Annotated in this window: 24 protein-coding genes and 1 riboswitch; of the genes, 10 read left to right on the plus strand and 14 right to left on the minus strand. The window is 72.5% G+C overall.

The features are described from left to right. Positions 1-115 precede the first annotated feature (115 nt). A riboswitch (TPP riboswitch) is annotated at positions 116-228 on the plus strand. From thiO to ACGF4C_RS06590, 5 genes are all read left to right on the plus strand, one after another. Then, a complete protein-coding gene (gene thiO / locus ACGF4C_RS06570; protein WP_393563779.1) occupies positions 226-1437 on the plus strand; it encodes a glycine oxidase ThiO in 1212 nt (403 codons plus the stop codon). It overlaps the preceding riboswitch by 3 nt. Then, entirely contained in the window at positions 1434-1655 is a 222-nt protein-coding gene (gene thiS, locus ACGF4C_RS06575; protein WP_261951989.1) for a sulfur carrier protein ThiS, read from the plus strand. The genes thiO and thiS overlap by 4 nt, the downstream gene beginning before the upstream one ends. A 6-nt stretch (positions 1656-1661) precedes the next feature. Beyond that, complete coding sequence (locus ACGF4C_RS06580; RefSeq protein ID WP_393563782.1) at positions 1662-2504, plus strand: thiazole synthase; 843 nt, start codon at positions 1662-1664, stop codon at positions 2502-2504. A 703-nt stretch (positions 2505-3207) separates the two neighbouring features. Then, the gene (pknB, locus tag ACGF4C_RS06585) at positions 3208-5175 is read left to right on the plus strand and encodes a Stk1 family PASTA domain-containing Ser/Thr kinase (protein ID WP_393563784.1); all 1968 of its coding nucleotides are present in this window, start codon (positions 3208-3210) and stop codon (positions 5173-5175) included. A gap of 50 nt (positions 5176-5225) precedes the next feature. Next, positions 5226-6125 (plus strand): deoxyribonuclease IV, encoded by a 900-nt coding sequence (locus ACGF4C_RS06590; RefSeq protein ID WP_393563786.1) that lies wholly within the window; start codon positions 5226-5228, stop codon positions 6123-6125. 30 nt (positions 6126-6155) lie between these two features. On the opposite strand, the gene ACGF4C_RS06595 is transcribed toward ACGF4C_RS06590, so the two are convergent. Then, a complete protein-coding gene (locus ACGF4C_RS06595; RefSeq protein ID WP_030415484.1) occupies positions 6156-6779 on the minus strand; it encodes a sulfite oxidase-like oxidoreductase in 624 nt (207 codons plus the stop codon). Between the two features lie 156 nt (positions 6780-6935). Here ACGF4C_RS06595 and bfr point away from each other — a divergent pair, with 156 nt between their 5' ends. Continuing rightward, the gene (gene bfr / locus ACGF4C_RS06600) at positions 6936-7412 is read left to right on the plus strand and encodes a bacterioferritin (protein WP_030415483.1); all 477 of its coding nucleotides are present in this window, start codon (positions 6936-6938) and stop codon (positions 7410-7412) included. A gap of 3 nt (positions 7413-7415) precedes the next feature. On the opposite strand, the gene ACGF4C_RS06605 is transcribed toward bfr, so the two are convergent. Then, complete coding sequence (locus tag ACGF4C_RS06605; RefSeq protein WP_362142513.1) at positions 7416-7721, minus strand: (2Fe-2S)-binding protein; 306 nt, start codon at positions 7719-7721, stop codon at positions 7416-7418. Positions 7722-7926: 205 nt separating this feature from the next. Continuing rightward, complete coding sequence (locus ACGF4C_RS06610; protein WP_393563790.1) at positions 7927-9276, minus strand: class II 3-deoxy-7-phosphoheptulonate synthase; 1350 nt, start codon at positions 9274-9276, stop codon at positions 7927-7929. A 265-nt stretch (positions 9277-9541) separates the two neighbouring features. Between ACGF4C_RS06610 and ACGF4C_RS06615 the strand changes: the two genes are divergently transcribed. Then, complete coding sequence (locus ACGF4C_RS06615) at positions 9542-11497, plus strand: anthranilate synthase family protein (protein WP_393563792.1); 1956 nt, start codon at positions 9542-9544, stop codon at positions 11495-11497. Here the strand turns inward: ACGF4C_RS06615 and ACGF4C_RS06620 are convergent. The 5 genes from ACGF4C_RS06620 to ACGF4C_RS06640 all read right to left on the minus strand — a co-directional run bounded on the left by ACGF4C_RS06620 (position 11463) and on the right by ACGF4C_RS06640 (position 16588). After that, entirely contained in the window at positions 11463-12479 is a 1017-nt protein-coding gene (locus ACGF4C_RS06620; RefSeq protein ID WP_393563794.1) for a 2-hydroxyacid dehydrogenase, read from the minus strand. The genes ACGF4C_RS06615 and ACGF4C_RS06620 overlap by 35 nt on opposite strands. A gap of 110 nt (positions 12480-12589) precedes the next feature. Further along, positions 12590-13618, minus strand: a complete 1029-nt coding sequence (locus ACGF4C_RS06625) for a 6-phosphofructokinase (RefSeq protein WP_393563796.1) — start codon at positions 13616-13618, stop codon at positions 12590-12592. 212 nt (positions 13619-13830) lie between these two features. After that, positions 13831-14502, minus strand: a complete 672-nt coding sequence (locus tag ACGF4C_RS06630; protein WP_393563798.1) for a response regulator — start codon at positions 14500-14502, stop codon at positions 13831-13833. Then, positions 14499-15752, minus strand: a complete 1254-nt coding sequence (gene macS, locus ACGF4C_RS06635) for a MacS family sensor histidine kinase (protein WP_393563943.1) — start codon at positions 15750-15752, stop codon at positions 14499-14501. Before macS ends, ACGF4C_RS06630 begins: the two co-directional genes overlap by 4 nt. A 101-nt stretch (positions 15753-15853) precedes the next feature. Next, complete coding sequence (locus tag ACGF4C_RS06640) at positions 15854-16588, minus strand: lysophospholipid acyltransferase family protein (RefSeq protein WP_393563944.1); 735 nt, start codon at positions 16586-16588, stop codon at positions 15854-15856. A gap of 207 nt (positions 16589-16795) precedes the next feature. Here ACGF4C_RS06640 and ACGF4C_RS06645 point away from each other — a divergent pair, with 207 nt between their 5' ends. Together ACGF4C_RS06645 and ACGF4C_RS06650 are read left to right on the plus strand one after the other, a co-directional pair. Further along, the gene (locus tag ACGF4C_RS06645; RefSeq protein WP_393563800.1) at positions 16796-17602 is read left to right on the plus strand and encodes an alpha/beta hydrolase; all 807 of its coding nucleotides are present in this window, start codon (positions 16796-16798) and stop codon (positions 17600-17602) included. Continuing rightward, on the plus strand, positions 17589-18128 hold the full coding sequence (locus ACGF4C_RS06650) for a hypothetical protein (protein WP_393563802.1): 540 nt from the start codon (positions 17589-17591) through the stop codon (positions 18126-18128). Before ACGF4C_RS06645 ends, ACGF4C_RS06650 begins: the two co-directional genes overlap by 14 nt. Before the next feature lies 1 nt (position 18129). Here ACGF4C_RS06650 and ACGF4C_RS06655 read toward each other — a convergent pair whose 3' ends face one another. The 6 genes from ACGF4C_RS06655 to ACGF4C_RS06680 form a co-directional block, all read right to left on the minus strand. Further along, positions 18130-18888 (minus strand): endonuclease/exonuclease/phosphatase family protein, encoded by a 759-nt coding sequence (locus ACGF4C_RS06655; RefSeq protein ID WP_393563804.1) that lies wholly within the window; start codon positions 18886-18888, stop codon positions 18130-18132. Positions 18889-18893: 5 nt separating this feature from the next. Further along, positions 18894-19835 (minus strand): ROK family glucokinase, encoded by a 942-nt coding sequence (locus tag ACGF4C_RS06660; protein WP_393563807.1) that lies wholly within the window; start codon positions 19833-19835, stop codon positions 18894-18896. Positions 19836-19891: 56 nt separating this feature from the next. Beyond that, entirely contained in the window at positions 19892-20368 is a 477-nt protein-coding gene (locus ACGF4C_RS06665) for a DUF5304 domain-containing protein (RefSeq protein ID WP_393563809.1), read from the minus strand. A gap of 107 nt (positions 20369-20475) precedes the next feature. After that, on the minus strand, positions 20476-21678 hold the full coding sequence (locus tag ACGF4C_RS06670) for an ArsA family ATPase (RefSeq protein WP_393563811.1): 1203 nt from the start codon (positions 21676-21678) through the stop codon (positions 20476-20478). A gap of 2 nt (positions 21679-21680) precedes the next feature. Next, positions 21681-22181: an SRPBCC family protein gene (locus ACGF4C_RS06675; protein WP_393563813.1), complete on the minus strand. Its 501-nt coding sequence runs from the start codon at positions 22179-22181 to the stop codon at positions 21681-21683. A gap of 186 nt (positions 22182-22367) precedes the next feature. Then, positions 22368-23144 carry a metallophosphoesterase gene (locus tag ACGF4C_RS06680; RefSeq protein ID WP_030415467.1) on the minus strand — a complete coding sequence of 259 codons (777 nt, stop codon included), beginning with the start codon at positions 23142-23144 and terminating at the stop codon, positions 22368-22370. A 283-nt stretch (positions 23145-23427) separates the two neighbouring features. Here ACGF4C_RS06680 and ACGF4C_RS06685 point away from each other — a divergent pair, with 283 nt between their 5' ends. After that, the gene (locus ACGF4C_RS06685; RefSeq protein ID WP_393563816.1) at positions 23428-25224 is read left to right on the plus strand and encodes an AMP-dependent synthetase/ligase; all 1797 of its coding nucleotides are present in this window, start codon (positions 23428-23430) and stop codon (positions 25222-25224) included. Positions 25225-25282 lie beyond the last annotated feature (58 nt).

Here is a 25282-nt window from a genome sequence, read left to right on the forward strand (position 1 = left end):
CGCGCAAGGAGATCTCTGACACACCGTCACGGACCGCCGCCCGGGGTCCTGGGGTCACCGGAGCGGCCCCGCGCTCCCTTACGGCCCGTCGCGGCCCCGTATTAGGGTGACGGATGCACGCACTCGCGGGAGCCCGGGCGTACCGGGCTGAGAGGGAGGCTGGCCGGCCTCCGACCGTACGAACCTGATCCGGGTCATGCCGGCGAAGGGAGGGGCTGGACGCCCATGCATCCACCTGCCACAGGAACCACCGCACACCCCGATGTGCTCGTCATCGGGGGCGGCATCATCGGGCTGGTCACCGCTTGGCGGGCGGCCGGCCGCGGGCTGACCGTCGCCGTGGCCGATCCCGCACCGGGCGGCGGCGCGGCACACGTCGCGGCCGGAATGCTGGCCGCGGTCACCGAGCTCCACTACGGCGAGCAGACCCTGCTGGGCCTCAACCTCGCCTCGGCCCGCCGCTATCCGCGGTTCGTCGAGGAGCTGGAGGAGGCCGGCGGGCAGCCGACCGGCTACCGGCGGTGCGGCACCCTGGCGGTCGCCCTGGACGCCGACGACCGGGCCCACCTGCGCGAACTGCACGCCCTGCAGATCCGTTCGGGGCTGGACTCCCAGTGGCTCACCGGCCGGGAGTGCCGCCGCCTGGAGCCGATGCTGGCCCCCGGCGTACGCGGCGGGCTACGGGTCGACGGCGACCACCAGGTCGATCCGCGCCGGCTGGCCCATGCGCTGCTGGTGGCCTGCGAGCGCGCCGGGGTGGTCTTCCACCGCACTCGCGCGCAGCGGCTGACGGTCGACGCCGGGCGGGCCACCGGGGCCCAACTCGCCGACGGGACACGGCTGTCGGCCGGCCAGACCGTACTGGCGGCGGGCAGCTTCAGCGGCCGGCTGGCCGGGGTGCCCGAGGAGGTGCGGCCGCCGGTGCGGCCGGTCAAGGGCCAGGTGCTGCGGCTGCGGCTGCCGGACATGCCGGCCGGCTCCCCCGCCTTCCTGTCGCGCACCGTACGGGCCGTCGTCCGCGGCAATCCGCTCTATCTGGTGCCGCGGGAGAGCGGCGAACTGGTCGTCGGCGCCACCAGCGAGGAGCTGGGCTGGGACACCACGGTCACCGCCGGCGGCGTCTACGAGCTGCTGCGCGACGCGCACGAGCTGGTGCCCGGCATCACCGAGCTGCCGCTCGTGGAGAGCTGCGCCGGGCTGCGCCCCGGCTCCCCCGACAACGCCCCGCTGCTCGGCCCGACCGAGCTGCCCGGCCTGCACCTGGCCACCGGACACTTCCGCAACGGTGTGCTGCTGACGCCGGTCACCGGTGACGTGATGGCCGAACTGCTGGCCACCGGGAGCCTCCCCGACGAGGCCCGCCCCTTCAGCCCCGCGCGCTTCGCCACCACCTCGAAGGCCGCGCGCCCCCGCCTCCTCCAGGAGCAGCCCGTATGAGCGCCCCCGCCCCCACCGTCTCGGTGTCCGTCAACGGCGAACCCCGCGAGATCCCCGGCGGACTCACCCTCGACCGGCTCGTCGCGACCCTGTCCTCGGCGCCGTCCGGGGTGGCCGCCGCGGTCAACGAGGTCGTGGTGCCGCGCACGCAGTGGCCCGCCACCCCCCTCGGCGACGGCGACCGGGTCGAGGTCCTCACCGCGGTCCAGGGAGGCTGACCCGCCATGGCCGAAACCGACCTCGCCGCCGGGACGCGCGTCCCCCCGCCCACCGACGTCGCCGACCCCCTGACCATCGCCGACACCACCTTCACCGCCCGCCTGATCATGGGCACCGGCGGCGCACCCAGCCTCGACGTCCTGGAGCGGGCACTGCTCGCCTCCGGTACGGAGCTGACCACGGTCGCCATGCGGCGGCTGGACCCGACCGTGCAGGGCTCGGTGGTGTCCGTCCTGAACCGGCACGGAATCCGGGTGCTGCCCAATACGGCGGGCTGCTTCACCGCGGGCGAGGCGGTGCTCACCGCCCGGCTCGCCCGGGAGGCGCTCGGTACCGACTGGGTCAAGCTGGAGGTCGTCGCGGACGAGCGCACCCTGCTGCCCGACCCGATCGAGCTGCTGGACGCCGCGGAGACCCTGGTGGACGACGGCTTCACGGTGCTGCCCTACACGAACGACGATCCGGTGCTGGCCCGCAAGCTGGAGGACGTGGGCTGCGCCGCGATCATGCCGCTGGGCTCACCGATCGGCTCCGGCCTGGGCATCCGCAACCCGCACAACTTCCAGCTGATCACCGAGCGGGCCGGTGTCCCCGTCATCCTGGACGCCGGCGCCGGCACGGCCTCCGACGCGGCCCTCGCGATGGAACTGGGCTGCGCGGCGGTCATGCTGGCCTCCGCGGTGACCCGCGCCCAAGAACCCGTCCTCATGGCACACGCGATGCGCCACGCGGTGGCGGCGGGCCGCCTGGCGCATCGCGCGGGCCGCATCCCACAACGGCACTTCGCGGTCGCGTCCTCCCCTGGGGAGGGAATGGCCACGCTGGACCCTGAGCGGCCGGCGTTCTGACCCTTCCGCTGCGCTTTGCGGTGCCGCCCACGTACCTGGCCGTCCCGCCGCGGGGCTTGCTCGCCGTTGCGCGCTTTGCGGCGCCCCGCACGTACTCGTCTTTCCCGCCGCAGGTGGTCTCGCCGTTGCGCCTGCGGCGGGCTGGGTGGTTGTTGGGTGCGGTGCCAGCCCTACAGACTTCGTCCTCCGGTCTGTCCCCTCCCGTTGGGGGAGTGGGAAGAGGGCGGTGGGGGTGGGCGTTGGGGGTACAAGGGGGCCTGCGGACCCGTAGGGGTGGGTCGAACAGAACCCGTAAGGGTCGCGAGGGCCCCCTGCGGGGCCACAACTCGGCAGGCGAGGGGCCGTATTCCCGCTGGCCGGCGACGTCAGGTGTAGGCACCCGCAACGCGCGCCCCCACTCACCCGCACACTCCCCCAATCGGGAGGGGACGGGCCGGAGGGGCCGGTTGTGTGGACGTAAAGCGTCAGCAGTCCACACAACCGGCCCCGGAGGCCCGTCACCGCACCCAACACCAACCCAGCCCGCCGCAGGCGCAACGGCGAGCAAGCCCCGCGGCGGGACAGACGGCTACGTACGCGGCGCCGCAAAGCGCAACGGCGAGCAACCCCCACGGCGGGAAAGCCAGCTACGTGGGAGGCACCGCAAAGCGCAGCGCCCCGCGGCGGGACAGACGGGTACGTGGGGCGAATACACTCGGCTGCCGTGGATATGACGCTCCAAGATCCCCTCGTGGGTCAGCTGCTCGACGGCCGCTATCGCGTCCAGGCGCGCATCGCCGCAGGGGGGATGGCCACGGTCTACCGGGCCGTGGACACCCGCCTCGACCGGGTGCTCGCGCTGAAGGTGATGCATCCGGGCCTCGCCGAGGACGGTGCGTTCGTCGAGCGCTTCATCCGGGAGGCGAAGTCCGTCGCGCGGCTGTCGCACCCGAACGTGGTGGGCGTCTTCGACCAGGGCACCGACGGTACGTACGTCTATCTGGCGATGGAGTACGTCGCCGGCTGCACCCTGCGCGACGTGCTGCGCGAGCGCGGCGCCCTGCAGCCGCGGGCCGCGCTGGACATCCTGGAGCCGATCCTGGCCGCGCTGGGGGCCGCGCACCGCGCCGGGCTCGTGCACCGTGACATGAAGCCGGAGAACGTCCTCATCGGCGACGACGGGCGGGTCAAGGTCGCCGACTTCGGACTGGTGCGGGCGGTGGACACCCACACCACCGCCTCGACGGGCTCGGTACTGGGGACGGTCTCCTACCTGGCGCCCGAGCAGCTGGAGCACGGCACCGCGGACGCCCGGGTCGACGTCTACGCGTGCGGCGTGGTGCTCTACGAGATGCTCACCGGCGCCAAGCCGCACACCGGCGGCTCCGTGGCGCAGGTGATCTACCAGCACCTGCACGAGGACGTCACGCCGCCGTCCGAGCGGGTGCCGGGGCTCGCCGGGCAGCTGGACGAGCTGGTCGCGCTGGCCACGGTCCGTGATCCGCAGGCGCGCCCGCAGGACGCGGTGGCGCTGCTGTCGCGGGCCCGGGCGGCCCGGGCGGCGCTGACCGACGAGCAGCTGGACGTGGTCCCGCCGGGCGCCAAGGAGGTGCCGGCGGACTCGGACGCGGAGGCCACGGACGTGATACCCCGGCCCGATGGCGTACAGCTGCCGCTGCCGGGTGCGGACGAGGCGGCGCTGAACCGCACCAGCCGGCTGGAAGTGCCCCCGGTGCCGGAGGAGCGGACGGCTCGGCTGCGTCCGGCCCCGGCCGCGGTGCCCGCCGCGGCCGGCGGGCTGCTGCAGCGGCGCCGGCTGGCCACGATCATCGCGGCCGTGCTGCTGGTCCTCGGCGTGGGCACGGGCGTCTGGTACATCAATTCCGGCCAGTTCACCACCGTTCCCCCGGTGCTGGACATGACGCAGGCCAAGGCCGCCAAGACGCTGCGGGACGCGGGGCTGGGCGTCAAGGTCGTGCGCGGCTTCAGCCCCAATGTGGAGCGCGGGCACGTGATGAAGACCGACCCGGCGACCGGCGGGCGGATCCGCGGTACGGGGACGGTCACGATCACCGTCTCCCGCGGCCCGAATCACGTCACGGTGCCCGACCTGTCCGGCACTCCCATCGCGGACGCCAAGCGGAAGCTGCGCGACCTCGGGCTGCGGCCGGGCACCGTGACCCGGGCGTTCGACAAGGACGTCGCCAACGGCTCGGTGATCCGCACGGACCCGGCCGCGGGCAGCGAGCGGCGTCCCGACACGGCGGTGGGGCTGACCGTCAGCCGGGGCGCGCAGATCGACATGCCGGACGTGACCGGCAGCGAGCGGGCGGACGCCGAGGCCGCGCTGCAGGCCAAGGGGCTGCATGTGAAGTTCGCCGCGGAGCCGGTGTTCTCGCCGCAGGACAAGGGCACGGTCGCCCGGCAGGACCCGGCGCAGGGGAAGCCGATCGGCACCGGCGAGACGGTCACCCTCACGCTCTCCAAGGGCCCGGAGATGGTCCCGGTGCCCGACGTGACCGGGAAGAACGTCGAGGACGCCAAGAAGGAGCTGACCGCGCTCGGCTTCCAGGTCGAGGTGAAGAAGCCGTTCCTGTTCCCGCAGGACGAGGTGGACACCCAGTCCGTCGACCCGGGCGAGAAGGCACCGAAGGGCAGCACGATCACGATCAAGCTGAAGGGCGCCCTGTAGCGGGGCCCCTCGGGACGGGGGGGCCGTCCGGCGCCTGGCACCCTTGGAGGGTGAGTGAAACCCCCTCCCCCCAGGACGCCGTACGGTCCGCCCGGGCCCGTAATCCGGTCGGCGGCCATGTGCCGGTGGCCGGCGGGCTGGCCAGGACAGGCATCACCTACGCCCGCGAGATGGGCGCCGAGGCCGTGCAGGTCTTCGTGGCCAATCCGCGCGGCTGGGCGACGCCGCCCGGCAACCCCGAGCAGGACGAGGCGTTCCGGGCGGCCTGCGCGCTTGGGGGCCTGCCGGTGTACGTCCATGCGCCGTACCTGATCAACTTCGGTTCGCACACCGAGGCCACCGTGGAGCGGTCGGTGGAGTCGCTGCGTCACTCGCTGCGGCGCGGCCGGGACATCGGCGCGCTCGGGGTGGTCGTGCACACCGGGTCGGCGACCGGCGGGCGGCCGCGGGCGGAGGCGCTGGCGCAGGTCAGGGCGCGGTTGCTGCCGCTGCTGGACGAGCTGACGCACCCCGACGACCCGGATCTGCTGCTGGAGTCGACCGCGGGGCAGGGCGCGTCGCTGTGTTCCCGGACCTGGGACTTCGGGCCGTACTTCGAGGCGCTGGACGCCCATCCGAAGCTCGGGGTGTGCCTGGACACCTGCCACATCTTCGCGGCGGGGCACGACCTGACCGGGCCGGACGGGATGCATCAGACCCTGGACCTGTTGGTCGACACGGTGGGCGAGGGGCGGCTGAAGCTGATCCACGCCAATGACTCCAAGGACGTGGTGGGCGCCCACAAGGACCGGCACGCGAACATCGGTGCCGGGCACATCGGCGAGGACGCGTTCCGGGCGTTGATGACGCACCCGGCCACCGAGGGCGTCCCGCTGGTCATCGAGACGCCGGGCGGCAAGGAGGGGCACGCGGGGGACGTCGAGCGGCTGAAGAAGCTCCGGGACGGCTGAGGCGCGACCCGGTGAGGCCCCCGGCCGGGGTCAGAGCTCGGGGCCGTCCCCGGGCTCCTCCTGGTAGGAGTAGCGCTGCTCCTGCCAGGGGTCGCCCAGGTTGTGGTAGCCGCGCTCCTCCCAGAAGCCGCGGCGGTCGGCCCGCATGTACTCGATGCCGCGGACCCATTTGGGGCCCTTCCAGGCGTAGAGGTGCGGCACGATCAGCCGGACCGGGAATCCGTGCTCGGCGGTGAGCAGTTCCCCCGAGCGGTGTGTGGCGAAAATGCAGTTCTCGGCGGCGAAATCGGCCAGCCGGAGATTCGAGCTGAAGCCGTATTCGGCCCACACCATCACATGGGTGACATCGGGCGCGGGCGGTGCGAGATCAAGAATGGTCTTGGTGAGCACCCCGCCCCATTCGGCGCCCAGCATGCTGAATTTCGTCACGCAGTGCATGTCGGAGACGACCGTGGCATACGGCAGCGCCGTGAATTCCTCGTGCGACCAGCAGTGTTTCGCGTCGTCCGCGGTGGCGCCGAACGCGCGGAACTCCCAGCGTTCGGGGCGGAACTTCGGGACCGGGCCGTAATGCGTCACCGGCCAGCCCCGCTGGAGCCGCTGCCCCGGAGGAAGCTGCGGATGCTCCTCTTCGCGGCTTTCCGGCTGACCCATGCCCTCCATGTTGTCAGACCGGAAGGGGTGCCGATGACCAGGGAGGGAGAGAATCGGGCAACTCGTACTAAGCGTGTACTTACTGGACGGTCCGCCGAGGGCGGTGCGAGGATGCGCGGCACCTGCCCAGTTCTCGCGTGGAAGGAGCCCGCAGCCATGCAGGGCGACCCCGAGGTCATCGAATTCCTCAACGAGCAGCTGACCGCCGAGCTGACCGCCATCAACCAGTACTTCCTGCACGCCAAGATGCAGGAGAACTTCGGCTGGACCAAGCTCGCGAAGTACACCCGCGCCGAATCGTTCGACGAGATGAAGCACGCGGAGGTGCTGACCGACCGGATTCTCTTCCTCGACGGGCTGCCGAATTACCAGCGGCTGTTCCACGTACGGGTCGGCCAGACCGTCACCGAGATGTTCCAGGCGGACCGGCAGATCGAGGTCGAGGCGATCGACCGGCTCAAGCGCGGTATCGAGCTGATGCGCAGCAAGGGCGACATCACCTCGGCGAACATCTTCGAGGACATCCTCGCGGACGAGGAGCACCACATCGACTACCTCGACACCCAGCTGGAGCTGGTGGAGAAGCTCGGGGAGGCGCTGTACATCGCCCAGGTGATCGAGCAGCCGAGCTGACGGCTACGCGGCCTCCGGGAGCGCCGCGGGCCCCGCGGCGTCCTCCTCCGCGTCCGCCGGCGACAGCCCGTCCGCCGGCGACAGCCCGGACGCTGCCCGCCCGTCCGCCAGCGGGTCGGCGCCGTTCTCGATGAGCTCCCGGCGCGGGCAGGCGCCCCGCCCGAGCAGCGCCTGGATGCGGCGTACGCAGTTGCCGCAGTCGGTGCCGGCCTTGCAGGCGGAGGCAATCTGGCGGGGCGTGCAGGCGCCCGTGGCCGCGTGCGCGCGGACCTGCTGCTCGGTGACCCCGAAGCAAGAGCAGACGTACAACGCGGTGTCTCCTCCGTGAGGGGCGGGCTCGGGACGGTTCCGGCGACTGGTCGGCGGAAGGACCTCCTCGACCGGTCCAGCCGATCTTGAGTGAGGTTACCCTTACCTTACCCGGCAGGTGCTGGCTCCACAACGCCCGGCGGGCCCCTGGCAACGCAGTGGGGCGCGGATCACAGATCCGCGCCCCACTCACGTTCACCGGCGATCACTGATCGCGGTACATCTCCGCCACCAGGAAGGCCAGGTCCAGCGACTGGCTGCGGTTGAGCCGCGGGTCGCAGGCGGTCTCGTAGCGCTGGTGCAGGTCGTCGACGAAGATCTCGTCGCCGCCGCCCACGCACTCGGTGACGTCGTCGCCGGTCAGCTCGACGTGGATGCCGCCCGGGTGCGTGCCGAGGCCCTTGTGGACCTCGAAGAAGCCCTTGACCTCGTCCAGCACGTCGTCGAAGCGCCGGGTCTTGTGCCCGGAGGCCGCCTCGAAGGTGTTGCCGTGCATCGGGTCGCAGATCCAGGCGACCTGCGCGCCGGAGGCGGTGACCTTGTCGACCAGCTCGGGGAGCTTGTCGCGGATCTTGTCCGCGCCCATGCGGGTGATGAAAGTCAGCCGGCCCGGCTCACGCTCCGGGTCGAGGCGCTCGATGAGGGTGAGCGCGTCCTCCGCGGTGGTCGTCGGGCCCAGCTTGACGCCGATCGGGTTGCGGACGCGGGAAGCGAACTCGATGTGCGCGTGGTCCAGCTGCCGGGTGCGCTCGCCGATCCAGAGCATGTGCCCGGAGACGTCGTAGAGCTTGCCGGTGCGCGAGTCCACCCGGGTCAGCGCCGACTCGTAGTCGAGCACCAGCGCCTCGTGGGAGGAGTAGAACTCCACCGTCCGGAACTCCTCCGGGTCCACCCCGCAGGCGTTCATGAAGTTCATCGCCCGGTCGATCTCGCGGGCCAGCGCCTCGTAGCGCTGCCCCGAGGGCGAGGACTTCACGAAGTCCTGGTTCCAGGCGTGCACCTGGCGCAGGTCGGCGTAGCCGCCGGTGGTGAAGGCGCGCACGAGGTTCAGGGTCGCCGCGGAGGCGTGGTACATCCGCTTCAGCCGCTGCGGGTCCGGGATGCGGGCCGCCTCGGTGAACTCGAAGCCGTTGACGGAGTCGCCGCGGTACGTCGGCAGGGTCACGCCGTCACGGGTCTCGGTGGGCTTGGAGCGCGGCTTGCTGTACTGGCCGGCGATCCGGCCGACCTTGACCACCGGCACCGAGCCGGCGTAGGTCAGGACGGCGCCCATCTGCAGGAGGGTCTTGAGCTTGTTGCGGATGTGCTCGGCGGAGACGGCGTCGAAGGCCTCCGCGCAGTCGCCGCCCTGGAGCAGGAACGCCTCACCACGGGCGACGGCTCCCAGGCGCTCACGCAGCTGGTCGCACTCGCCCGCGAAGACGAGCGGCGGATAGGACTCGAGCTCCGCGATCACATCGCGCAGAGCCTCTTGGTCCGGCCAGTCGGGCTGCTGCGCCGCGGGAAGGTGTCGCCAGGTGTTGCCACCGGCGTGGGTTTCAGCGTTCACGGTCACATGCCCCACATTACGGGGTCCGGTGGGGGTGTCCGTCCGGCATCCGGACTGTGAGACGCACGGCACCCGGACGGTCCGGTAGGGTGCGCCGCATGTGTACGCGACCGATGCCGACCATGAACTGGTGGTGGACCGCTCTTCCGGCGGCCCACTGATTCGCGCGCACATCCCACACTCCGCGAAGGCCGCCCGAGGGCGGCCTTCGGCGTTTCCGGCGGTCGTCCCCCTCTTCCCCGGCCCTCCGGCCCACCCGGAAGGAACCGCCATGCACCGCGCCCGACCCGACGTCCACCCCGATGCCGCCGCGCTCGTCCGGCGGCTGCTCGACCCCGCCGGCCCCCCGTTCGCCCTGCTGCGCCGCCGCTCCCCCGGCCGGGAGGCGGGAGACACCGTCGAGGTGCTGATCGGCGAGGTCACCGAGGTCGCGCGGCTGGCGGACATCCCACTGGGTGGGACGGCGCCCGGCGCGCCGGTGACCGACGCGCTCGCGCTGGTCCCGTTCCGGCAGATCCGCGAGCGCGGCTTCCACGCCCATGACGACGGCACCCCGCTGGCCGTGCTGCGCCCCCGGGAGACCTGCGAGCTGCCGCTGGCGGAGGTGCTGGCGGCGCTGCCGGCGCACGACGTACGGGTGACGGACGGGGCGTTCGACGTGTCCGACGAGCGGTACGCGGAGATCGTCGAGCGGGTGGTGCGGGAGGAGATCGGCACCGGCGAGGGCGCGAACTTCGTCATCCGCCGGACGTTCGAGGGCTCGATCGCGGACTTCTCGGCGGCCGACGCGCTGGCGCTGTTCCGGCGGCTGCTGGCCGGCGAGCGCGGCGCGTACTGGACGTACGTCGTGCACCGCCCCGGTGTGCGCACGCTGGTCGGGGCCAGCCCTGAGGTGCATGTCCGGATGACCGGCGGGACCGTCGTGATGAATCCGATCAGCGGGACCTACCGGTACCCGGCCGGCGGGCCCACCGCGGAGAGCCTGCTGGCGTTCCTCGGCGACCGCAAGGAGGTCGAGGAGCTGTCCATGGTGGTGGACGAGGAGCTCAAGATGATGTGCACGGTCGGCGACCGGGGCGGGGTGGTGATCGGGCCCCGGCTGAGGGAGATGGCGCATCTCGCGCACACCGAGTACGAGCTGCGCGGCCGGTCCACCCTCGATGTGCGCGAGGTGCTGAAGGAGACGATGTTCGCGGCGACGGTCACCGGGTCGCCGGTGCAGAACGCCTGCCGGGTCATCGAGCGGCACGAGCCGGTCGGCCCGGACGGGCGGGGGCGCGGCTACTACGCGGGTGCGCTGGCGCTGATCGGCCGGGACGCGGGCGGAGCGCAGACGCTGGACTCGCCGATCCTGATCCGGACCGCGGACATCACCGCCGGGGGCCGGCTGCGGGTGCCGGTCGGCGCCACGCTGGTGCGTGCCTCCGACCCGGAGAGCGAGGTCGCCGAGACGCATGCGAAGGCGGCGGGCGTGCTGACCGCGCTCGGCGTACGCCCGGCACCGGCGGGCCCGGCGGACGGCGGGCGGCCGCCGCGGCTGGCCGACGACCCGCGGGTGCGCGCCGCCCTGGACGCCCGCCGGGCGGACCTGGCGCCGTTCTGGCTGCGGATGCGGACCACCGCGCCGACCGCCGAGCTGAGCGGGCACGCGCTGGTGATCGACGCGGAGGACACCTTCACCGCGATGCTGGCGCATCTGCTGCGGACGTCGGGGCTGACGGTGACGGTGCGCCGGTTCGACGAGCCGGGGCTGCGCGCGGCGGCCCTGACGCACGCGGGCCCGGTCGTGCTGGGCCCGGGGCCGGGCGATCCGTCGGACACGGCGGATCCGAAGATGCGTTTCCTGCGGTCGCTGACCGCGGAGCTGGTCGCCGGGCACAAGCACGGGTTGTTGGGGGTGTGCCTGGGCCATGAACTGCTCGCCGCGGAGCTGGGGTTGGAGATCGTCCGCAAGGAGGTGCCCTTCCAGGGGGCGCAGGAGCGGATCGACTTCTTCGGGCGGCCCGAGACGGTCGGTTTCTACAACACCTTCACGGCCCGCTGCGACGACCGCACGGAGGCCGAACTGGCCATGCACCGCGTGGAGTTGAGCCGGGACGCGGAGTCCGGTGAGGTGCATGCGCTGCGCGGTCCGGGCTTCGCGGGGGTGCAGTTCCACCCGGAGTCGGTGCTGACCCTGGACGGGGCCGCGGTCACCGCGCAGCTGCTGGCAGCTGTCCTCGTGTGACCAGCATGTTCTCGTTGGTGCGGTGGGCGAGGTAGTCCTCGACGTTGGTCACGGTGGCCCCGGTGATCTGGCCCACCGCATCCTCGGTGAAGTACGCCTGGTGCGAGGTGACCAGCACATTGGCGAAGGTCATCAGGCGGGCGAGGGTGTCGTCGTCGATGACGTCCAGGGACCGGTCGTAGTAGAAGAGCCCGGACTCCTCCTCGTAGACGTCCAGCGCGACGCCGGTGAGCCGGCCGGCCTTGAGCGTGCGGACCAGGGCACGGGTGTCGACCAGGCCGCCGCGGCTGGTGTTGACCAGGATGGCGTCGTCCTTCATGAGGGCCAGCGCGGCGGCGTCGACGAGGTGCCGGGTCTCGTGCGTCAGCGGGAGGTGCAGGGAGATCAGGTCGGCCTCGGCGAACAGCCGCTCGCGCGGGACGTACGTCATGCCCAGCGCCGTGCAGTGCGGGTTCTCGACGAGGTCCCGGCCCAGCAGCTCCATGCCGAAGCCGTGGGCGATCCGGGTGAACGCCTCGCCGATCCGGCCGGTGCCGAGCACGCCGGCGGTCCGGCCGCGCAGGTCGCGGCCCATCAGACCGTTGAGCCGGAAGTCGAAGTTGCGGGTCCGCCGGGCGGCCCGCACGATCTTGCGGTCGACGGCCAGCGCCAGCGCCCAGGCGAATTCCGCCACCGCGTACGGGGAGTAGTGGGAGACCCGGCCGATGCTCATCCCGAGATCGGCCGCGGCCTCCAGATCGATGTTGTTGAAGCCCGTGGAGCGCTGGGCGACCATCTTCGTCCCGCCGGCCGCGAGGGTCTGCAGCACGTCGGCGCCCAGGTCGGCGTTGACGTCGGAGCTGACGACCTCGTAGCCGTGGGCGATCGGGGCGGTGTCGCGGTTGAGGACCACGTCCAGGCTGCGGACCTGGTGGCGGCCGGCGAAGGCGCGCTCCAGAAACGGCCGCTCGTCCGCCTGCACGCCGAAGGCGACGATCTCCACGTTCCCTCCCGCCGGTACGTGCTCACCAGGAGCAATGGGCCGGATATGTCGTGTATGGCGAATATACGGCCCCTCGCCCGGCGGTGCCGCCCGGAGCGGCGGCGCCCTGGTCAGCCGAAGAAGACCCCGGCCTCGGCGTAGAGCGCGGGGTCGACGGTCTTCAGCTTGGCGGTCGCCTCGGAGATCGGCACCCGGACGATGTCGGTGCCGCGCAGCGCGACCATCGTGCCGAAGTCGCCGTCGTGCACCGCCTCGATGGCGTGCAGGCCGAAACGGGTGGCCAGCCAGCGGTCGAAGGCGCTGGGCGTACCGCCGCGCTGGGTGTGGCCGAGGACGGTGGTCCGGGCCTCCTTGCCGGTGCGCGCTTCGATCTCCTTGGCCAGCCACTCCCCCACGCCGGAGAGCCGGACGTGGCCGAAGGAGTCCTGGGAGTCGTCCTTGAGCACCATCTGGCCGTCCTTGGGCATCGCGCCCTCGGCGACCACCACGATCGGGGCGTAGCGGACCTTGAAGCGGGACTCGATCCACCCGCAGACCTGATCGACGTCGAAGCGCTGCTCGGGGATGAGGATGACGTTGGCGCCGCCGGCGAGGCCGGAGTGCAGCGCGATCCAGCCGGCGTGCCGGCCCATGACCTCGACGACCAGGACCCGCATGTGCGATTCGGCGGTGGTGTGCAGCCGGTCGATGGCCTCGGTGGCGACGCCGACGGCGGTGTCGAAGCCGAAGGTGTAGTCCGTGGCCGAGAGGTCGTTGTCGATGGTTTTGGGGACGCCGACGCAGGGGACGCCGAACTCGCCGGACAGCCGGGTCGCCACGCCCAGGGTGTCCTCGCCGCCGATCGCGATCAGCGCCTCGACCTCCTGCTTGGCGAGGGTCTCCTTGATCCGGCGGACGCCGTCCGCCGCCTTGAAGGGGTTGGTCCGTGAGGAGCCGAGGATGGTGCCGCCGCGGGGCAGGGTGCCGCGTACCGCGGGGATGTCCAGCGGCACCGTGTCGTTCTCCAGCGGCCCGCGCCAGCCGTCCCGGAAGCCGAGGAAGTCGTAGCCGTATTCCTGGGTGCCCTTGCGGACGATTGCCCTGATCACCGCGTTCAGTCCGGGGCAGTCGCCGCCGCCGGTCAGTACTCCGACCCGCATCGCTGCAATCACCTACATCCCGTCAGTGGCCGCGCACGGCCGTGGTTGAGCTGACGCCGGTCACGCTAATGGTGATCTGGGTCACTCCGGGATGCCGGAAGCGGCGATTCCGGTGATTGTTGGGGGAGTTGACGCCCCGTCTTCACCCGTACGAGCGGATCGATCATGTCCGGCCGCCGTCTCCCCCTCCGGGAAGCCGGCCCGGGCGCGGCTCAGTCCTCGTCCAGGCCGCGCTCTATCGCGTACCGCACCAGCTCGACGCGGTTGTGCAACTGCAGCTTGCCGAGGGTGTTCTGGACGTGGTTCTGCACCGTGCGGTGCGAGATGACCAGCCGCTCGGCGATCTGCTTGTACGAGAGGCCCTTGGCGACCAGGCGCAGCACCTCGGTCTCCCGCTCGGTCAGCCGCGGGGCGCCCGGCTCGTCGGCGGTCGCCGGCGCCGGCTCGGTGGCCAGCCTGCGGTACTCGCCGAGCACCAGGCCCGCGAGGCCCGGGGTGAAGACCGCGTCCCCGGCGGCCGTGCGCCGCACCGCGTCCAGCAGCTCCTCGGTGCTCGCCGACTTCAGCAGATAGCCGGTCGCACCGGACTTGACCGCCTCCAGCACATCGGCGTGCTCACCGCTCGCCGACAGCACCAGCACCCGCAGCGCCGGATTGGCGCCGACCAGCTCCTTGCAGACCCGTACGCCGGGCAGGCCCGGCAGATTGAGGTCCAGCACCAGCACGTCCGGCGAGGCGGCCTGCGCCCGGCGGACCGCCTGGAGGCCGTCACCGGCCGTCGCCACCACCTCGAACCCGGCCTCGGCCAGGTCCCGCGCGACCGCGTCGCGCCACATCGGGTGGTCGTCGACCACCATCACCTTCAGGCCCGTCTGCTCCGTCATGCCCGGGTCTTCCCCCGCCTTCCGCCCTCGGGCGCCGTGCCCTTGGGGACCGTCAACTCCACTTCCGTGCCCTGGCCGGGGACCGAGACCCATTCCGCGGTGCCGCCGAGGTCCCGCAGCCGGCCGCGGATCGACAGCGCCACCCCCAGGCGGCCCTCGCGCTCGGCGTCCGCGAGGCGGCCCTCGGGGATGCCGGGGCCGTCGTCGCGGACCGTCACGATCACCGCGTGCGGTTCGTCCTCCACCAGGATCCATGCCTGGGCGCCGTCCCCCGCATGGACCCGCACATTGTCCAACGCGGCACTGACAGCGGCCGCGAGCTCCGCCGCCGCGGCGGCCGGCAGCTCGACCGGGGCGCCCGGCTCGGAGAAGGTCACCCCGGCACCCGCGTACGGCGCGAGCAGCGCCCGGACGTCACAGGGCCCGCCGGCGGCCGGCGGCGGGGGCGGCACGGGCACCGCGGCCGGCGTCGGCGCCAGGACCGGGGCGGCCGGCCGCAACACCGGGCCGCCGGAGACCAGGGTGCGCAGCGCGACCTCCTGCTCGCCCGCCATCCGGCCCAGCTCCGCCGCCTCGCCGCCGATCGCGGCACCGCGCCGCTGCACCATCGCCAGGACCTGCAGCACGCTGTCGTGGATGTCGCGGGCCAGCCGCTCCCGTTCGCGGGTGGCGGCCTCGACCTGCAGGGCCCGGGCGAGGGTCCGCTCACTGGCCCGGGCGACCTCGACGACGTAGCCGAGGCCGACGCTCGCCACCCACACCAGGATCACGTTGTGGATGGTGTCGCGGGCCAGCACCTCGCGTTCGACGAGGTTGGCGGCCGCCACGGCGCTGGAGGCCACCGCGGCCCAGCGCCAGCCGCCCTTGATCGCGAAGCCGAGGACGGCGCCGGCCGCCCAGATGGAGGGCAGGGTGGGCGAGCCGCCCATGATGCGCGCGTGGCTGTCGACCACCGTCGTGAGCAGGATGCCGCCCACCGCGAAGCTCAGGTCGGTGATGAGGAAACGGCGGGTACAGCGCTCCGGCGAGGTCGTCCGCCGCCAGGTCAGCGCCATCCAGACGGTGAGCGCGCCCAGGTAGGCGACGGCCACCAGCGGGTGCTCGTACTTGCGGTACGACATCGCGTCGAGCACCAGGACGTAGAGCAGGGTGAGGATCCGGTAGCCGGTGAGCGCACGCCACAGCGGCAGCTCGACGGACATCCGCAGCACCTTCGGAGGGCGCTTGCCGTGGCGCCGGGCGGCGGCCATGCCGCCGGTCACCGTCCGTATGTCCGCATCCGTCATTGCCGGCCCCCACCCCTCACCGGGCGCACCCGCGCCCGGCCTCGGCCCTGCCCGTCCTTGTCGGCCTATTCGGCGGCGGCCTTCTTGGCCTGCTCCGCCTCGGCCTTCTTCTTCGCCTCCGCGGCCTTCGCCGCGTCCGCGATCTGCCGCTTGGCGGCGGTCGCGTAGATGTCCACGTACTCCTGGCCGGAGAGCTTCATGATCTCGTACATGACCTGGTCGGTGACCGACCGCAGGATGAAGCGGTCGCCCTCCATGCCCTGGTAGCGGGTGAAGTCCAGCGGCTTGCCGATACGGATCCCCGGCCGGATCATCTTCGGCACGACCTTGCCCGGAGGCTGCACCTTCTCGGTGTCGATCATCGCCACGGGGATGACCGGCGCGCCGGTGGCCAGCGCCACCCGGGCCAGACCGCCCGGCTTGCCGCGGTAGAGCCGGCCGTCCGGGGAGCGGGTGCCCTCCGGGTAGATGCCGAACAGCTCACCGCGCCGGAGGACCTCCATGCCGCTCTTGATCGCCGCCTCGCCCGCGCCGCGGGCGCCCGAGCGGTCCACCGGCAGCTGGCCCACGCCCTTGAAGAACGCGGCGGTCAGCTTGCCCTTGACGCCCGGGGAGGTGAAGTACTCCGACTTCGCGATGAAGGTGACCTTGCGGTCGAGCACCGCGGGCAGGAAGAACGAGTCCGAGAAGGACAGGTGGTTGCTCGCGAGGATCGCCGGACCCTCGGCGGGAACGTTCTCGATGCCTTCCACCCAGGGCCTGAAGGCAAGCTTCAGCGACCCGCCGAGGGAAAACTTCATTGCGCCGTAGATCAACCGACTGCCTCCTGTGTGTGACGCAAAGACCTTAACCTGCCCGGGTGGCACGCTCGCCCCGACCGGGCGTTCAAGGCCTCCTGGGAGTCCGGCGGTCCGGCCGGGCCGCGCGCCGTCGGACCTATCCGCCCGCCGTCACTTTGCGTACCCTGAGGTAACTCGCCAGGTCCCCTTATCGAACGGAGTCCCCCGGTGCCGCTCCTTCCCGGAGCCGAGCCGTTCCGCCGCGACGGCGGAGAGGTCGGCGTCCTTGTGTGCCACGGCTTCACCGGCTCCCCCCAGTCCCTGCGCCCCTGGGCCGAATATCTGGCCGACCGGGGGCTGACCGTCTCCCTTCCACTGCTGCCCGGTCACGGCACCCGCTGGCAGGACCTGCAGATCACGACCTGGCAGGACTGGTACGCCGAGGTCGACCGCGAACTGCGGGCGCTGACCGAGCGCTGCTCGAAGGTCTTCGTCTGCGGCCTGTCGATGGGCGGCGCGCTGGCGCTCCGGCTGGCCGCCAAACACGGCGCCGCGGTCAGCGGGGTGGTCGTGGTCAACCCGGCCAACAAGGTCCATGATGCCGCGGCGCCGCTGCTTGTGGTGCTGCGCCATCTGGTCCGCACGACCAAGGGCGTGTCCAACGACATCGCCAAGCCCGGCGCCGAGGAGCTGGCCTACGCCCGGGTGCCGCTGCACGCCGCGTACTCACTGCGCCGGTTCTTCCAGCTGGTGGACTCCGAACTCCCCTCCGTCACCCAGCCGTTGCTGGTGATGACCAGCCCGCAGGACCACATCGTCCCGCCGGTGGACTCCGAGCGGATCCTCGCCCGGGTCTCCTCGACGGACGTCCGGCAGACCCTGCTGGAGCGCAGCTACCACGTCGCCCCGCTCGACCACGACGCGGAGAAGATCTTCGAGGACACCTTCGCCTTCGTCTCCCGGCTCGCCCCCCAGGCGGGGGCGGACGCCGTGGACGCGGCCCGGAAGGGGACGGCGGCCAGTGGCGGAGCGTAGCCCCCGCGACCCCCGGGACCCGCTGGACGAGGAAGCCGCCTGGGCGGAGATCGTCGCGGGCTACGGCGACCAGCCGTCGTTCCCCGCGGACGAGGACGCGCCCGCCAAGCGGCCCGACGAGGACGGCGGGGCGAAGGACCGCAAGGGCGGGCCCGGCGACCCGGGCAAGGCCGGCGCCGACCGCCCGGGCAGCTTCGTGGTCTACGCACCGGGCGTCGGCCCGCGGGACTGGAACGCCGCCGAACCGTCCGACGACGACTTCGACGAGACCGACGAGGGCCACTTCACCCCGCCCGAGCCGCCGCCGCTGCCGAAGGCCGACACCACCACCAAGTTCGCCTGGCTCGCGGTGGTCGGCGGCCCGCTGCTGCTGATCGCCCTGGTGGTCCTCGAGCAGCCGGTGACGTGGTGGAGCACGGTCCTGGGCATCGGCGGCTTCCTCGGCGGCTTCGCCACGCTCGTGGCCCGGATGAAGAACGACGACGAGGACGACGACCAGCTGCCGGGCGGCGGCGCGGTGGTGTGAGTCAGTCCCCGGCCGGCACCCGCAGGGCGGCCAGCACCGGCAGATGATCCGAGGCGGCCAGCAGGTCCGCCGCGCGGACGCCGGGGAGCCCGTGCGGCACCCCGCAGCCCAGCACCTCGACGCCGTCCGTGGTGAGGACGGCGTCGATGCGCTGCACCGGCTCGTGGGGCGTGGAGGTGAACTCCCCGCCCCACGGCTCGGCCGCCCAGGCGTCCGTGAGCCGGTCCGCCAGCCGCCGGAAGCTGCGGCCCTCCGGCCGGTCGTTGAGATCGCCGCCGACGACCGCGTGCCGGGTCCCGAGGGCGGCCAGCCGCTCCAGCAGCAGCCCGGCCTGCTCGTACCGCTCCCGGTCGGCGAGGCTGAGGTGAGCGCTGACCACGCCGAACCGGGCCCCGCCGATCCGGACCACGGCGGTGGCCAGACCGCGCTGGTGCAGGCCGGGGGTGCGGGGCAGCAGGACGTCCTCGGTGCGCTCCACATGGGCGCGGAGGGTGGAGAGGATCATCGGGCCCGCGGTCGTCCCGCCGCCGGTGACGTACACCAGGCCGGCCGAGCGGGCCAGCCGCTCGGCGGCCTTGCGCCAGCGGAAGAACCGCGGCGCCTCCTGGATGAGCACGAGATCGGGGGCGCAGGCCCGGATGACCCTGGCCAGCGCCGCCCGATCGTCGCGCATCGAGCGGATGTTGTAGCTGAGCACGCGGACCCGTACGGCGCCCTCCTCGGTGCCGGACGCCGGGAGTCCGCGGTGCTCGGCCACCACCGCGGTCAGCCCTGGCGCGCCAGGTCGGCCGCCCCCACCAGTCCGGCCTTGCCGCCCAGCTGGGCGGCGAGGACCTGGGCGTGCGGCCGGTACTGGTTGCCGACCAGCCAGCGGCGGAAGGACTTCCGGATCGGTTCGAGGACCAGCTCGCCCTCGTCCGAGACGCCGCCGCCCACGATGAAGGCCGACGGGTCGAACAGCGAGGCCAGGTCGGCGAGACCGGCGCCGGCCCAGCGGGCCAGCTCCCGGAACGAGTCGATGGCGACCGGGTCGCCCTGGCGGGCGGCCTGGCTGACGTGCCGGCCCTCGATGCCCTCGGCGGTGCCGTCGCCGAGCGACAGCAGGATCTGGGCGTTCTCAGGGGTGGCGAAGGCGCGCTGCCTGGCGTAGCGCAGCAGGGCGCGGCCGGAGGCGTACTGCTCCCAGCAGCCCTGGCTGCCGCAGCCGCACAGCAGGCCGTCCGGCACGACCCGGATGTGGCCGAACTCCGCGGCGACGCCGAAGCGGCCGCGGCGCAGCTTGTTGCCGATGATGATGCCGCCGCCGAGGCCCGTGCCGAGCGTGATGCAGATGACGTCGCTGTGGCCCTGGCCGGCACCGAAGCGGTACTCGCCCCAGGCGGCGGCGTTGGCGTCGTTCTCGACGACGACGGGGAGGCCGACGCGCTGTTCGACCTTGTCCTTGAGTGGTTCGTGGCGCCAGTCGATGTTCGGTGCGAACAGGACCGTGGCGCGCTTCTCGTCGACGTAGCCGGCGGCCCCGATGCCCACTGCCTCGATGTGGTGGCCGGCACCTACCGTGCGGACCGCGTCCGCGATGGCCTCGGTCAGGGCATCGGTGGCCTGGGGGGTCGGTACCTTGCACGTCTCAAGGATCGAACCCTCTTCGTCGACCACGCCGGCCGCGATCTTCGTGCCGCCGATGTCGACGCCGATGGTGAGTCCCATGTGTCCCTCAGTTTTTCGCTCGAACCCCGCCGGGACCCACCGTACCGGAGCCCGGGTCAGTCGAGATCGATTCGCTCCGTGCCGGTGGGGCCGTCGTCGTCCCGCGGGTCGTCGGCACGGCCGGTGCCGGGCCGTTCGGTGGGGTCGTCGCGGGTCCAGCGGCGCTCGCTGCGCTCGACGGCGGAGCGATAGGCGGCGACGATCTCGGAGCCGGCCGCGGCGAGGTGGTCGAAGACGTCGGGGTTGCGCTCGATGACCGGTTCGACGGCGGCCCGGGCCTGCTTGAACAGCTGGCTCACGGCGCTCTGCGCGGCCGTCCCGCCGAGCGCGCCGGGCAGCTGGATGCCGGCGAGCTTGTCGGTGACCGCCTCGGCGAGCTTGCGCAGTTCCTCGGCGGCGCTGCCCGGCTGGGGGCCGTACTCGGACCGGCGGCGGGCCTTCTCCGCGGCGAGGTCCTCGGCGCAGGCGGCCTCCCAGGCGTCGGCGTCGGGCCCGGCCGGGCGGTCGGCGGGGCGCTCGGTGGCTTCGCTCATGATGAACTCCGTGGACTGCGGCAGGGCGGTACGGCGAGTCGGGACGGGTGCACGCGGGGGCGGGTTCCTGGCCCACCCCCGACGTTACCCGAACGGTGGTACCGCGTTCAGTCGCTCTTGGGCCACAGGTCGGGATCCGGGGTGAAGCGGATCTCCAGGACGCCGTCGCGGAGGCCGGCACCGGAGACGGAGCAGCGGCGGAGCGCGGAGGGCAGGGTGCGGATCCGGCGGAAGCGGCCGACCGTCACCACGATCTCGTCGCCGCGGCGCACCAGTCCGAGGCCCCGGCGCTCGGCACCGGGCAGCGGTACCCGCCAGGCCAGGATGCCGTCGGTGGCGAGCCGGTCCTCGACGGTCCACGGGTCGCGGCGGTCGGCCGCCGCGGGGCCCGGGACGCCGATCCCGCCGTCCGGTCCGCCGATCAACTCGTCGAGCTCGGCGACGCCCTGGGGGTCGCGGCCCAGGTGCGGCACCTCGTGGACGGGGACGTCGGGGAACTCCTCGCGCAGCGCCTTGAGGGCGGTCTGCTGGCTGCCGGAGAGCGCGGCGAGGAAGGGGTCGGCGGAGCCGGTGGGCAGCAGCCGGTTGACGACCACGCCGTCGGTGCGGCGGCCGTGCAGGGCCAGGCCGGCGCGGATGGTGCGCAGGTTGGCGGCGGCGACCGGGCCGGCCTCGGTGACCAGGCGGACGGAGGTGCCGGGGTCGTCGATGGCCTGCTGGACGGCGGCGAGTTCGGTCTCCCAGCGGCCGGCGGCGTCGTACAGCTTCTGGGCCGGCATGGGGACGCCGGCGAGCTGGGCGAGGACCGGGCGCAGCGCGCGGGCGGCCTGGCGCTCGGGCGGCAGCAGCCGGCGGAGGTAGCGGCGGACCTGGGCGGGGAGCGCCAGCAGCCGGATCGTTTCGGCCGCCGAGGGCATGTCGACGACGATCAGGTCCCAGTCGTCCGAGGCGTGTTCGGCGCGCAGCGCCTGGAGCAGGGCGAAGTCCTCGGCGCCGGGGAGTTCGGTCAGTTCGTCCTCGTCGAGGGGCGCGGCGCCCAGCAGGTCGAGGGCGGCGCCGGCGCGCTCCTGGAAGGCGAGGAATTCCTGGCGGAAGCGGTCGCCGGGGTCGATGCGCCGGGCGTGCAGGCCGGGCGCTATCGGGGTGGGCCGCTCGGCGCCGAGGGGGGTGCCGAGCACCGCTTCGCAGGCGCTGGGTTCGGTGGTGAGCAGCAGGGCCCGGGCGCCCTGGCGGGCGCCGGCCAGGGCGGTCGCGGCGGCGAGCGTGGTGCGGCCCGCGCCGCCGGGGCCGGTGACGAGGACGGTGCGCACGCTCAGAGCTTCTTGGCCTCGTCGGCGGGCGCGGCCTCGTCGGCGGGCGCCGGGCCGGCGTCGGGGCGGCTCTCGACGCGCCGCTTCAGCCCTTCCAGGGCACGCTCGATGATGACCTTCTCGGCCTTGCGCTTGATCATGCCGAGCATCGGGATCTTGACGTCGACGGTGAGCTGGTACGTGACCTCGGTGACGGTGCCGTCCTTCAGTGCGGCGAGGCGGTAGGAACCGTCCAGGGCGCGCAGCATCTGGGACTTGACCAGGGACCAGCTGACCTCGTCGGCGCCGGTCCAGGTGTAGGCGAGGGTGTGGTCGTCCTTGATCGCGCCGGCGTCGAGCAGCAGGCGGACCTGTACGGCGCGGCCCTCGTCGTCCGTGGCGAGCACCTCCGCCTCCTTGACCTCTCCGGTCCACTCCGGGTAGCGGTCAAAGTCGGCGATCACTCCCATCACTTCGGCGGGCGCCGCCTCGATCGTGATGCTAGAGCTGGTGTGTTCGGCCATCGCCGTGACTCCTCCATGCCGATTCATGCCGGTCCGCCGACGCTCACGCGGTGTCCGCAAGGTGCTGTCTCTGCTGCTGAAGGCTACCGCGCGGGGAAACGGGAGCGGACGCAGCCATACGCAGCCATACGCAGCCCTACGCGGGCCGTACGCAGACCGGACACAGCGGACCGTGCCCGTCCGGGCTCACCACGTCAGGACGTACGGCCTGCCGGTGGCGTTGAAATGGCCGACATTGACGCATTCGGTGTCGCCGATGCGCATCCGGCGGGCGAGCGGCTGGTGGACGTGGCCGAAGAGGGAGTAGCGGGGGCGGGTGGTGCGGATGGCGTCCAACAGGGCGCTGCTGCCGCGTTCGAAGCGGCGGGCGACGGTGTCGTAGCAGAGCTCGGGGACGTCCGGCGGGATGTGGGTGCACAGCACGTCCACCTCGCCGACCGCTTCGATCTTGGCGGCGTACTCCTCGTCGCTGATCTCGTACGGGGTCCGCATGGGGGTGGTGAGGCCGCCGCCGACGAAACCGAAGACCCGGCCGCCGATCTCCACCCGCTGCCCGTCGAGGACGGTGGTGCCGGGTCCGGCGTATTCGGGCCACAGGCGCGGCATGTCGACGTTGCCGTAGGTGGCGTACGTGGGGGTCGGGAAGGCCGCGAAGAGTTCGGCGTACTGCTTGCGGACCGCGCCCTCGATGACCGCCTCGCGGCTGTGGCCGGCGGCGTCGAGTCCGGCCCAGAGCCGGCGGCCCAGCTCGCGGGCCTCGTCGAAGCGGCGGGCGGTGCGGAGTTCGACGAGGGTGTCGGCGTGCGCGACGCCGAAGAGGTCGGGGAAGATGCCGCGCGAGTGGTCGGCGTAATCGAGGAAGAGCACCAGGTCGCCGAGGCAGACCAGGGCATCGGCGCCGTTCCCGGCCGCCGCCAGGTCCCGGCTGTTGCCGTGAACGTCACTGACCACATGCACACGCATGGCGTCACCCTAGATCGCCCGCCGGGCGACGGGGAGGGCCCCCTCCGGTTCACCGGGGCCGCGGTTACTTTCGGGTCACCGACCCGCTGGTCTAGTCTGCGCGGAACAGTCCCCATGGCGTGTCCGCAGGCGTGTGACGCATCAAACATCTGGCCGTGACCCCCTATCCCAAAAGCAATACCGGTGGGTAACGTCCGGGCAGTCCAATCCCCCAGCTTGATCATGGACCGCCGCCGGTGTGCACACAGCGTCGTGGCGCCGGCGCTTTTGAGGAGCAGCAGTCTTGCGCGAGTTCAGCCTTCCGGCCCTGTACGAGGTCCCCGCGGACGGCAATCTGACGGATCTCATCCGCCGAAATGCCGCGCAGCACCCGGATGTTGCCGTCATGGGGCGCAAGGTGAACGGCGGGTGGCAGGACGTCACCGCCGCCACCTTCCTCGCCGAGGTCCGCGCCGCCGCCAAGGGCCTGATGGCGTCCGGCATCCGGCCCGGCGACCGGGTGGGGCTGATGTCGCGCACCCGTTACGAGTGGACGCTGCTGGACTTCGCCATCTGGAGCGCCGGCGCGATCACCGTGCCCGTGTACGAGACCAGTTCCGCCGAGCAGATCCAGTGGATCCTCGGCGACTCGGGCGCGGTGGCCTGTCTGGTGGAGACGCCCACCCACGAGGCGACCGTCGAATCGGTCCGTGACCGGCTGCCCGAGCTGGAGAACATCTGGCAGATCGAGCGGGACGCCATCGCCCGGCTGCGGGCCGCCGGCGCCGGGATCAGCGACGACGAGGTGGACGCCCGCAGCGCCCTCGCCGACGCGGACGCGCCCGCCACCATCGTCTACACCTCCGGTACCACCGGCCGCCCCAAGGGCTGTGTGCTCAGCCACCGCAGCTTCTTCGCCGAGTGCGGCAACGTCGTCGAGCGGCTGCGCCCGCTCTTCCGCACCGGTGACTCCTCGGTCCTGCTCTTCCTGCCCATCGCCCATGTCTTCGGGCGCCTGGTGCAGGTCGCCTCCGTGATGGCCCCGATCAAGCTGGGCCACGCCCCCGACATCAAGAACCTCACCGAGGACCTCGCCTCCTTCCGGCCGACGCTGGTGCTGGGCGTGCCGCGGGTCTTCGAGAAGGTCTACAACTCGGCGCGGGCCAAGGCGCAGGCCGACGGCAAGGGCAAGATCTTCGACAAGGCGGCGGACACCGCGATCGCCTACAGCCGGGCGCTGGACACCCCCGACGGCCCGCCGCTCGGCCTGAAGCTCAAGTACAAGGTCTTCGACCGGCTGGTCTACGGCAAGCTGCGCGCCGTGCTCGGCGGCCGGGCCACCCACGCGATCTCCGGCGGCGCGCCGCTCGGCGAGCGGCTGGGCCACTTCTACCGCGGCATCGGCTTCACCGCCCTGGAGGGCTACGGCCTGACGGAGTCGTGCGCGGCCACCGCGTTCAACCCGTGGGACCGCCAGAAGATCGGCACCGTCGGCCAGCCGCTGCCCGGTTCGGTGGTCCGGATCGCCGACGACGGCGAGGTCCTGCTGCACGGTGAGCACCTCTTCACCGAGTACTGGAACAACCCCACGGCCACCGGAGAGGCGCTGTCCGACGGCTGGTTCCACACCGGTGACCTCGGCACCCTCGACGAGGACGGCTATCTGGCCATCACCGGCCGCAAGAAGGAGATCCTGGTCACCGCGGGCGGCAAGAACGTCGCGCCGGCCGTCATCGAGGACCGCATCCGGGCGCACGCCCTGATCGCCGAGTGCATGGTCGTCGGCGACGGCCGGCCGTTCATCGGCGCGCTGATCACCCTCGATGAGGAGTTCCTGCCGCGCTGGGCCCAGGAGCACGGCCGCCCGGCCGGCAGCACCCCGGCCGAACTGGCCACCGACCCGGAGCTGCTCGCCGCGGTCCAGCGGGCCGTCGACGACGGCAACGCGGCCGTCTCGCAGGCCGAGTCGGTGCGCAAGTTCCGTATCCTGCCGACCCAGTTCACCGAGGAGTCGGGCCATGTCACGCCGTCGCTGAAGCTGAAGCGGAACGTGGTCGCCAAGGACTTCGCGGAGGAGATCGAGGCGATCTACCGGGGCTGACGACATCCCTGGTGAGCATGGCCGGAATCCGCCGCCGTGGCTGTGTGCCGCGGCGGCG

The sequence above is a fragment of the Streptomyces sp. NPDC048197 genome, assembly GCF_043202395.1.
Taxonomy (GTDB): domain Bacteria; phylum Actinomycetota; class Actinomycetes; order Streptomycetales; family Streptomycetaceae; genus Streptomyces; species Streptomyces siderophoricus.